The following is a 7,805-nucleotide window of genomic DNA, read 5'->3' as shown; positions in this document are numbered from 1 at the left end:
CCATCTTCTAAATCAGGATAATCTTCTTTGCATGAGGCTGCTGTAATAAGTAAAAACAGCATAGAGAATAATAGAGTTTTGCTAATCAATTTCATAAATTTAATCATTGGTTTTGTGTAATTGTATTTAAAGTTACTTTGCAAATTAATGGAATATTAGTGCCAATACGATTTGTGTCACCATAATATCCATAAGCTTTTTGAGATGGGAATAAAAAGGTAACGACTTCACCAGGTTTCATAAGTTTTAAACCTTCTCGCAATCCAGTAAATAATTCCTCTTTATCCATCACATAGTTTTGAGTTCTTATTTCGTCTTCAGAATAAATGGTATTCTCATTTAAATCTTTAACACTATATTTAAAATTAATAATATCACCAAACTGAGCTGTAATAGTATCTTGTTCTACTTTGGTATGGTAAAAATACCAGAACCCACTTTTAGAAGCTATATATTCTTTTTCAGGATTATTATCAATGATGTTTTGTATTAAAGCGTGTTCCTTTTTATTTAATTTAATATTTCTTTCAGCCGAAATCTTATAAAATGAACCAGACTGAACCGATTCAGGTCGTCTAGCATCTGGAGATTTACAACTAAAAAGTAAGCTGAGTATTAATAGAAAGGAAATAGGCTTCATTAAGGATTTAGGTCTTGTTTATACTTAGGCAAGATACTAATAAATTTATCAATTGTTTCTGTCATATTTAATTCACTTCTTCCACCAGCAGCATTGGTGTGACCACCACCATTAAAATGGGATCGTGATAATTCATTTACTGAAAAAGCACCTTTACTTCTCAACGAAATTTTTATAATGTCGTCTTGATGGCTTTCAATAAAAATAGCAGCAAAAATAATGCCCTTGAGAGATAATCCATAGTTTACAAAACCTTCAGTGTCTCCTTTTTTAAAGTCAAATTTGTTAAGTTCTTCTTGAGTTAATGTAATATATGCTGTACGGTATTCGGGAATTACTTTTAGATTACTTAATGCTCTACCGAGTAATTGTAACCTTGCGTAACTATTTGTATCATAGATATTGTTGTGGATTTCAGAATTATTAGCGCCTTTCTCAATTAATTCACCAATAATAGCGTGAGTATTACTGGTTGTTGATGGAAAACGAAATGAACCAGTATCTGTCATAATTCCAGTGTATAAACACGTGGCTATAGCACTATTAATTTTATCAACATCGCCTAACATTTCAATAAAGTTAAAAACCATTTCACAAGTTGAAGACATTGAAACATCAGAATACATATAAGTAGCATAATCATCAGGCTGTTGGTGATGATCAATCATTATTTTAATAGCATTAGATTTAACTACACTATCTTCCATGTTTCCAATGCGACTGAGCGCATTGAAATCTAAAGTGAAAATTAGTTCTGCGCCATCAATTAAAGCATCACAATTTTCTTTATGCGATTCGTATTTTAATATGCTATCTTCTTCAGGCATCCATTTTAAAAAATCAGGATAGTCATTTGGAGCAATTATAGTCGCTTTATGATTGAATTGCTTTAAATAATGAAATAAACCAAGTGTTGAGCCTATAGCGTCACCATCAGGGTTTTTATGAGGAATAATAACAATTGCTTTAGGTGAACTTAAAAGCGTTTTTATACTATTAATATCGTTTGCATTCATAGATGGCGAAGATACAATTTTTTAATAATGGATTATATCGAATTCTTAAAGAAATGTGTTACTTTTGCAGCTTAATAAAAATAAACAAATGGCAACAAATAGAACATTTACAATGCTTAAACCAGATTCTGTTGAAAAAGGGAATATTGGTGCAATTTTAGAAAAAATCACTGCTTCTGGATTCAGAATCGTAGCGATGAAATTAACTCAAATGACAACTGCTGATGCTCAGGAGTTTTACGCAATTCACAATGAAAGACCTTTCTTTGGAGAATTGGTAGAATATATGACTCGCGGACCAATTGTAGCTGCAATTCTTGAAAAAGATAATGCTGTGGAAGATTTTAGAACCTTAATTGGTGCTACTAATCCTGCTGAAGCTGCCGAAGGAACAATTCGTAAGTTATATGCTGCATCTATTGGTGAAAATGCAGTTCACGGAAGTGATAGTGATGATAATGCAGCTATTGAAGGTGCGTTTCACTTTTCTGGAAGAGAAATGTTTTAATTAGATAAAACAATTATATTTAAAAAAGGCGCAACTTATTAAGTTGCGCCTTTTTTGTTGCATTTGTTAGTATTTTACAATTCATCCATAAAAAAATACAATTCGGTAATTCCTTTTTTATAAACAGCCGCTTCTGTTAGATATTTGTACTATCAAATAAAACGAAAGTATTATGAACATTCTAGCAAAAATTTTAGTCGTCTTTTTATTAATTTATTCAACTGCAACTGCACAAGAAGATAAAGGACAAAATGTTTCGATTCATATTGAAAACCTTAATAGTGACAAAGGACACATTTATGTTTCATTGTATAATACAGAAGACTCTTTTTTGGGGAAAGGTTATAAGTCTTCGATCGTTAAAATCAAAAATAAGTCATGCTCAGTAACATTTGAAGATGTACCAAACGGAATTTATGCAGTCTCGTTTTTCCATGATGAAAATGAAAATAAGAAAATGGACACCAATTTTTTGGGTATTCCTAAGGAAGATTATGGCTGTTCTAATAATGCTACGGGTTTTATGGGACCACCAAAATGGGAAGATGCCAAATTTGAAATACACAATAAATCAATAACTCAAACTATAACATTATGAAAAACTTAATAATTATTGCATTCGTATTCGTTTCAGGAATACTATCAGCTCAAACAAATTTTGAAAAAGGAATGGAAAAAGCATTTTCGCTTTGGCAACAAGGTAATACTGATGAAGCCGAAAACATGTTCGAACGTATATCAAATGCAGAAATAGATCAATGGTTGCCTCATTATTATATTGCTCAGATTAACAGTATAAAAAGTTGGAACTTGAAAGATGAAGCCAAATTGAAAGCACAATTAGACAAAGCACAAACTCATCTTGATTTAGCTAAAGCTATTAGTAAAGAAAATCCTGAAATTATGGTACTTCAAGCTCATGTATTAACAAATTGGGTAGCTTTTGATGGAATGACCTACGGGATGAAATATTCTGGAAAAATAACAGAATTGTATAGTAAAGCTTCTGCAATGGCTCCAAATAACCCAAGAGTCTTATTTAGTAAGGCAGAATGGGGAATAGGAAGTGCTAGATATTTCGGACAAGACACTAAGCCGTTTTGTTCAGATATAGAAAAATCTCTAGAACTTTTTGCTAACTTTAAACCAGAAAGTGAGTTTCATCCAAATTGGGGAAAAGAACGTGCTGAACAAGTTTTAAAATCTTGTAACTAATACTATTAATCTACTATGGCAACTAAACCTTTTAAGAATATTATAATTACATTTATTATTGGCTGTATTGTATATGCTATTGGTAAATTGTTGTCAGGTGGATTTCATTACACTACAATTAATGAATTTTTGTTCGATTTTACGTTCTACCAATTATATGCTTTTGTTCTAGGTTATTCTAATACTTACTTCTTTGGTTACATGGAACGTCGCCAATGGAAAAAGCAGGATACACTTAAGCGTATTGTCCTTGGAATATTTGGTTCAGCAATTATAACTCTTATTGGATTATTCTTCTTAAGGATTTTTGTTGAAGTTATTTATTATGGAACTTCATTTGAAAAATTCATTAAGCAAGAAACTTGGCAAGGATATTCATTTGGTCTCTGGGTTACAATGACAATTGTGATTATTTTTCACGTAGTTTATTTCTATAATCGATATCAGAAAAATAAAATAAAAGAGCAGAAAGTTATAGCCGGAACAGCTAGCGCAAAATTTGACGCTCTTAAGAATCAGTTAGATCCACATTTTTTGTTCAATAGTTTAAATGTGTTAACCAGTTTAATTGAAGAAAACCCAAAGAATGCTCAAAAGTTCACGACGTCTTTGTCTAAAGTATATCGCTATGTTTTAGAGCAGAAAAACAAAGATTTAATTACTGTAGATGAAGAATTGAATTTTGCTAGAACGTATATGTCACTTTTAAAAATGCGATTTGAAGACAGCATAATTTTTGAAATTCCAGATCATGCTCAAAATCCTGAAAGTAAAGTTGTTCCGTTGTCGTTACAATTGCTTTTAGAGAATGCAGTAAAACATAATATGGTAACTAGTAGCAAACCATTGCATATTAAAATCTATGAATCTGAAGGGATGTTAGTTGTAGAGAATAATCTTCAACCAAAACAAATTGTAAAAAAGAGTAGTGGTGTTGGATTAGAGAATATTAAACAACGTTACAACTTATTGTCAAATAAAAAAGTATCAATCAATCAACAAGCAAATCGTTTTGCAGTCGCAATACCAATGCTTACAAAACAATTATCAATCATGAGAAAAATAGAACCAAGAACACAATTTGATGACAGATATGTTAGAGCTCGTAAACGTGTTGAAGAGATGAAAGAATTTTATTACAGTCTAATCTCTTATTGTATTGTTATTCCATTTTTAATATTTATATGGTTTAAGTACACACCACATACCATTCAATGGTTTTGGTTCCCAATGTTGGGTTGGGGAATGGGATTAGCGTTTCATGCCTATAAAGTATATGTTAATGATGGTGTATTAGGTAACGGATGGGAAAAACGTAAAATTGAAAAGTTTATGCGTGAAGAGGATGAACAACGATGGAATTAAGAACAATAAATATCATGGAAAATAGTATAGAACCTTACGAGAACAGTAGAACACAAAATGCTTGGGAAAAAGAAGAAGCGTATTTAAGAGCTCAGAAAAAAGTAAAAGCAATTATTGGATTTTATTGGCATTTGGCATCTTATGTTATCATCAATATATTTATAATGATTGTGATCACCTCTAATGGTGTAAAGTTCTTTAGTTTCGGAACATTCTCTACTGCAATATTTTGGGGCATTGGACTCTTTTTTCATTTTTTAGGCGTTTTTGGTCCCGACTTTATATTTGGTAAGAAGTGGGAAGAGCGTAAGATTAAAGAATTGATGGATAACGACAAAAAATATTGGGAATAATGAATGAAAGTAAATTTAGTCATAAAGAGCGCTATGAAATTGCTGTAAAACGAGTAAAACGGATTAAAGGTTTTTATACTCATGCTTTAGTTTTTACTGTAGTTAATTTAATCTTTGTTTATATCAATTTTCAAAATTTAGATGAAGGTGAAAGCTATTTTCAGTGGCGTAATTTTATTACATTTTCTTTTTGGGGAATTGGTTTGTTAGCACATGCAGGATCTGTGTTTTTACCAAATTTAATTTTCGGTAAAAATTGGGAGAGTAAGAAAATTAAAGAGCTAATGGATAAAGATGATACTCGTTGGGAATAAAAATTATTAATTTAAAATTAATTTACAAAGAATGAATGTAATCATAATTGAGGACGAAAAACCTTCAGCTAGACTTTTACAACGTATGTTAACTGAATTAAATATGGAAGCACAAACCATGTTGCATTCTGTTGAAGAGTCTATTGATTGGTTTCAAAACAATGCGCATCCAGATTTAATATTTTTGGATATTCAACTAAGTGATGGATTATCTTTTGAAATTTTTGAAACCATTGATATAAATTCTGCTGTTATTTTCACAACCGCATATGATGAATATGCTTTACAAGCATTTAAACTTAACAGCATTGATTACTTGTTAAAGCCCATTGATGAAGATGATTTAAAGCATGCTGTTTCTAAATATAAAGAGCGTGCACCTCAGCAGCAATCAGTAACTTTAGATTTTAACGATATTAAAAAGTTGTTAGTAAATCCTATTGAGCGTGAATACAAGAAACGCTTTTCGGTAAAAGTTGGTCAGCATTTGAAATTAATTGATATTGATAATATTGAATGTTTCTACAGTGAAAACAAAGGGACTTATGCGTATACTTCTGAAGGTAGAAATTACTTGTTGGATCATTCATTAGAACAGCTTGAGGAAGAATTAGAACCTCATAAATTCTTTAGAATCAGTCGAAAGTTTATTGTAAATGTTAACGCTATTAATGACATGGTAAGCTATACCAATTCTAGATTGCAAATAAAACTAAATACGTTTAAAGATCAAGATGTAATTGTTGCGAGAGAACGCGTAAAAGATTTTAAAGAGTGGTTGTCTTAAAAGATATCGAAAATATCTCCTAGCGAATCTCCAAGCCCATCAATTAAATTTTCGGTTCCTGAAAATAAACTGCTTAAACCAAAGTCTAAGAACAGATCGAGTAAGAGTAAATCAGATAAATCCGTAAACCAATACGTGTCTGATTTTTTCTTTGCTTCTTTTTTCCATTCTTTATACTGTTCTTGTTTTTTATGTTCTATAATAATTGGTTTGTTTGAACTCGAAATGTTTAGCATCTCATCATATGCAAGCCGTTTTTCTGAGTTTGATAAAATGTCAAAGCCTTCAACTAATAGATTAAAATTTGCTTTAGCGCCTTCAGATTTATTTTTATCAGGATGATATAAAGCAATCTCTCTTCGAAACGTTTTTTTTATCGTGTCTAAGTCTGCCGATTTTTCAATCTTTAGGATCTCGTAATAATTAATTAGTTCCATGGCTTTCAGATTTAATAAGTAATTTGTTAACCTCAGCTATAAAGGATTGATTGTCATCAACAAAACATAATAATTTGGTGTAATTTTTAGGTTTCCCGTAAATAAACTCCAATTGTTGAGGTGTCTTTAAATGAATTACAATATTGCTGTTTTCTAATTCTCCTAATAATGATAATGTTTTGGTGTTTTTTTCTTTATTAAAATCTGAAGAATTTGCCAATGTAATACTTTCAACGGCTTCAATTGGTATAATAGTTTCACTCAACATTCCGAAGCGTAAGATCAATTCATCATCTTTTAAAATCATAGGTCTCTTAGGTATCGATCTGATGATTCCTATAAGTTGTAATGCTGAGTAGATACTTAATCCTGTTAACACCCAAGCCAATACAGAACTCCATTTAGAAGCCAATATATGAATGCTTATCATTTCTATTCCTACTAAGAAAATAATTGCAGTAAGTGTAGATAAAATACCAGAGCCTTTATAGTTTGAGTATTCATTAGGCTTTAATTCTATTTTTTTGAAATTAAAAAAGCCATAGTAGATGAGCGCAATTTCATTAGCAACTAATTTTGCAGGTGTTTCAGGAAACATCGATTTACAAGTGGCTTGAAGAATACTGTAAAAATCTTGATGTTGGTTTGAAGCGTTTTTATAGTGTTTGATTGCTTTTTTAACTTTAAGAATAATAATGGTAAAAACAATTAATTCAACAATAGGTATTAGCCAAGTTTTGGCTGCTGTTAAGGTATCCTGATTTGAAGTAGGTATGGCATAGGAAGCTATAATTACACAAAGAATTAGAAATGGCGCAATGGTGAGATTTGAAATCTTAGTCTTTCGAATTAAGATGAAATAAACCAACGGAATTGTGATAATAAAATCTATGGTTATAAATGTAGATAATGTGTTTTGATGGGATAAATATAGAGTTGAATTTAGTAGTAAAATTAACACTAAAATTAATGTTAACGGAATAATAAAAGGGACTAAATTAAGTTTTAAAAACGAAGTTTTAATCGTCATACACTACACATTTTAAGTCATTTACTGTAAGACGCAAGTTATAGTTGATTGTTACGATTTATGGTGTATTATATTTAAAATTACTTTTCAATGCGATTATCATCAAAAGATGATGGTAATAAATTTGGAATTAGTTTTGC

Annotated in this window: 11 protein-coding genes; 7 read left to right on the top strand and 4 right to left on the bottom strand. The window is 30.6% G+C overall.

The genetic code is table 11. The features are described from left to right. Nucleotides 1-103: 103 nt before the first annotated feature. Nucleotides 104-640, bottom strand: coding sequence for a gliding motility-associated peptidyl-prolyl isomerase GldI (gene gldI, locus AB8B90_RS08995; RefSeq protein ID WP_405335908.1), 537 nt, complete (start codon nucleotides 638-640; stop codon nucleotides 104-106). Beyond that, complete coding sequence (locus AB8B90_RS08990; RefSeq protein WP_405335905.1) at nucleotides 640-1,656, bottom strand: bifunctional oligoribonuclease/PAP phosphatase NrnA; 1,017 nt, start codon at nucleotides 1,654-1,656, stop codon at nucleotides 640-642. Before AB8B90_RS08990 ends, gldI begins: the two co-directional genes overlap by 1 nt. 88 nt (nucleotides 1,657-1,744) lie before the next feature. On the opposite strand from AB8B90_RS08990, the gene AB8B90_RS08985 reads away from it, so the two are divergent. From AB8B90_RS08985 to AB8B90_RS08955, 7 genes are all read left to right on the top strand, one after another. Next, the gene (locus AB8B90_RS08985) at nucleotides 1,745-2,164 is read left to right on the top strand and encodes a nucleoside-diphosphate kinase (protein WP_405335902.1); all 420 of its coding nucleotides are present in this window, start codon (nucleotides 1,745-1,747) and stop codon (nucleotides 2,162-2,164) included. A gap of 172 nt (nucleotides 2,165-2,336) precedes the next feature. Then, entirely contained in the window at nucleotides 2,337-2,762 is a 426-nt protein-coding gene (locus AB8B90_RS08980) for a DUF2141 domain-containing protein (protein ID WP_405335899.1), read from the top strand. Continuing rightward, nucleotides 2,759-3,379 (top strand): tetratricopeptide repeat protein, encoded by a 621-nt coding sequence (locus tag AB8B90_RS08975; protein ID WP_405335896.1) that lies wholly within the window; start codon nucleotides 2,759-2,761, stop codon nucleotides 3,377-3,379. Before AB8B90_RS08980 ends, AB8B90_RS08975 begins: the two co-directional genes overlap by 4 nt. Nucleotides 3,380-3,394: 15 nt before the next feature. Beyond that, nucleotides 3,395-4,744 carry a histidine kinase gene (locus tag AB8B90_RS08970; protein WP_405335893.1) on the top strand — a complete coding sequence of 450 codons (1,350 nt, stop codon included), beginning with the start codon at nucleotides 3,395-3,397 and terminating at the stop codon, nucleotides 4,742-4,744. Nucleotides 4,745-4,758: 14 nt separating this feature from the next. Next, a complete protein-coding gene (locus AB8B90_RS08965; protein ID WP_405335890.1) occupies nucleotides 4,759-5,097 on the top strand; it encodes a 2TM domain-containing protein in 339 nt (112 codons plus the stop codon). Then, on the top strand, nucleotides 5,097-5,411 hold the full coding sequence (locus AB8B90_RS08960) for a 2TM domain-containing protein (RefSeq protein ID WP_405335887.1): 315 nt from the start codon (nucleotides 5,097-5,099) through the stop codon (nucleotides 5,409-5,411). Before AB8B90_RS08965 ends, AB8B90_RS08960 begins: the two co-directional genes overlap by 1 nt. Nucleotides 5,412-5,442: 31 nt before the next feature. Continuing rightward, the gene (locus tag AB8B90_RS08955; protein WP_405335884.1) at nucleotides 5,443-6,198 is read left to right on the top strand and encodes a LytR/AlgR family response regulator transcription factor; all 756 of its coding nucleotides are present in this window, start codon (nucleotides 5,443-5,445) and stop codon (nucleotides 6,196-6,198) included. Here AB8B90_RS08955 and AB8B90_RS08950 read toward each other — a convergent pair. Continuing rightward, nucleotides 6,195-6,635: a DnaJ domain-containing protein gene (locus AB8B90_RS08950; RefSeq protein WP_405335881.1), complete on the bottom strand. Its 441-nt coding sequence runs from the start codon at nucleotides 6,633-6,635 to the stop codon at nucleotides 6,195-6,197. The genes AB8B90_RS08955 and AB8B90_RS08950 overlap by 4 nt on opposite strands. Then, on the bottom strand, nucleotides 6,622-7,665 hold the full coding sequence (locus AB8B90_RS08945; RefSeq protein WP_405335878.1) for a hypothetical protein: 1,044 nt from the start codon (nucleotides 7,663-7,665) through the stop codon (nucleotides 6,622-6,624). Before AB8B90_RS08945 ends, AB8B90_RS08950 begins: the two co-directional genes overlap by 14 nt. Between the last annotated feature and the right edge of the window lie 140 nt (nucleotides 7,666-7,805).

The sequence above is a fragment of the Psychroserpens sp. genome, from assembly GCF_045105015.1.
In the GTDB taxonomy this organism is placed as follows: Bacteria; Bacteroidota; Bacteroidia; order Flavobacteriales; family Flavobacteriaceae; genus Psychroserpens.
This window is presented reverse-complemented; position numbering and strand designations above follow the sequence as displayed.

Bases quoted from the DNA above. Each gene is read 5' to 3' on its own strand.
- gldI (WP_405335908.1), bottom strand. From the start codon at position 640: ATGAAGCCTATTTCCTTTCTATTAATACTCAGCTTACTTTTTAGTTGT.
- AB8B90_RS08990 (WP_405335905.1), bottom strand. From the start codon at position 1,656: ATGAATGCAAACGATATTAATAGTATAAAAACGCTTTTAAGTTCACCT.
- AB8B90_RS08985 (WP_405335902.1), top strand. From the start codon at position 1,745: ATGGCAACAAATAGAACATTTACAATGCTTAAACCAGATTCTGTTGAA.
- AB8B90_RS08980 (WP_405335899.1), top strand. From the start codon at position 2,337: ATGAACATTCTAGCAAAAATTTTAGTCGTCTTTTTATTAATTTATTCA.
- AB8B90_RS08975 (WP_405335896.1), top strand. From the start codon at position 2,759: ATGAAAAACTTAATAATTATTGCATTCGTATTCGTTTCAGGAATACTA.
- AB8B90_RS08970 (WP_405335893.1), top strand. From the start codon at position 3,395: ATGGCAACTAAACCTTTTAAGAATATTATAATTACATTTATTATTGGC.
- AB8B90_RS08965 (WP_405335890.1), top strand. From the start codon at position 4,759: ATGGAAAATAGTATAGAACCTTACGAGAACAGTAGAACACAAAATGCT.
- AB8B90_RS08960 (WP_405335887.1), top strand. From the start codon at position 5,097: ATGAATGAAAGTAAATTTAGTCATAAAGAGCGCTATGAAATTGCTGTA.
- AB8B90_RS08955 (WP_405335884.1), top strand. From the start codon at position 5,443: ATGAATGTAATCATAATTGAGGACGAAAAACCTTCAGCTAGACTTTTA.
- AB8B90_RS08950 (WP_405335881.1), bottom strand. From the start codon at position 6,635: ATGGAACTAATTAATTATTACGAGATCCTAAAGATTGAAAAATCGGCA.
- AB8B90_RS08945 (WP_405335878.1), bottom strand. From the start codon at position 7,665: ATGACGATTAAAACTTCGTTTTTAAAACTTAATTTAGTCCCTTTTATT.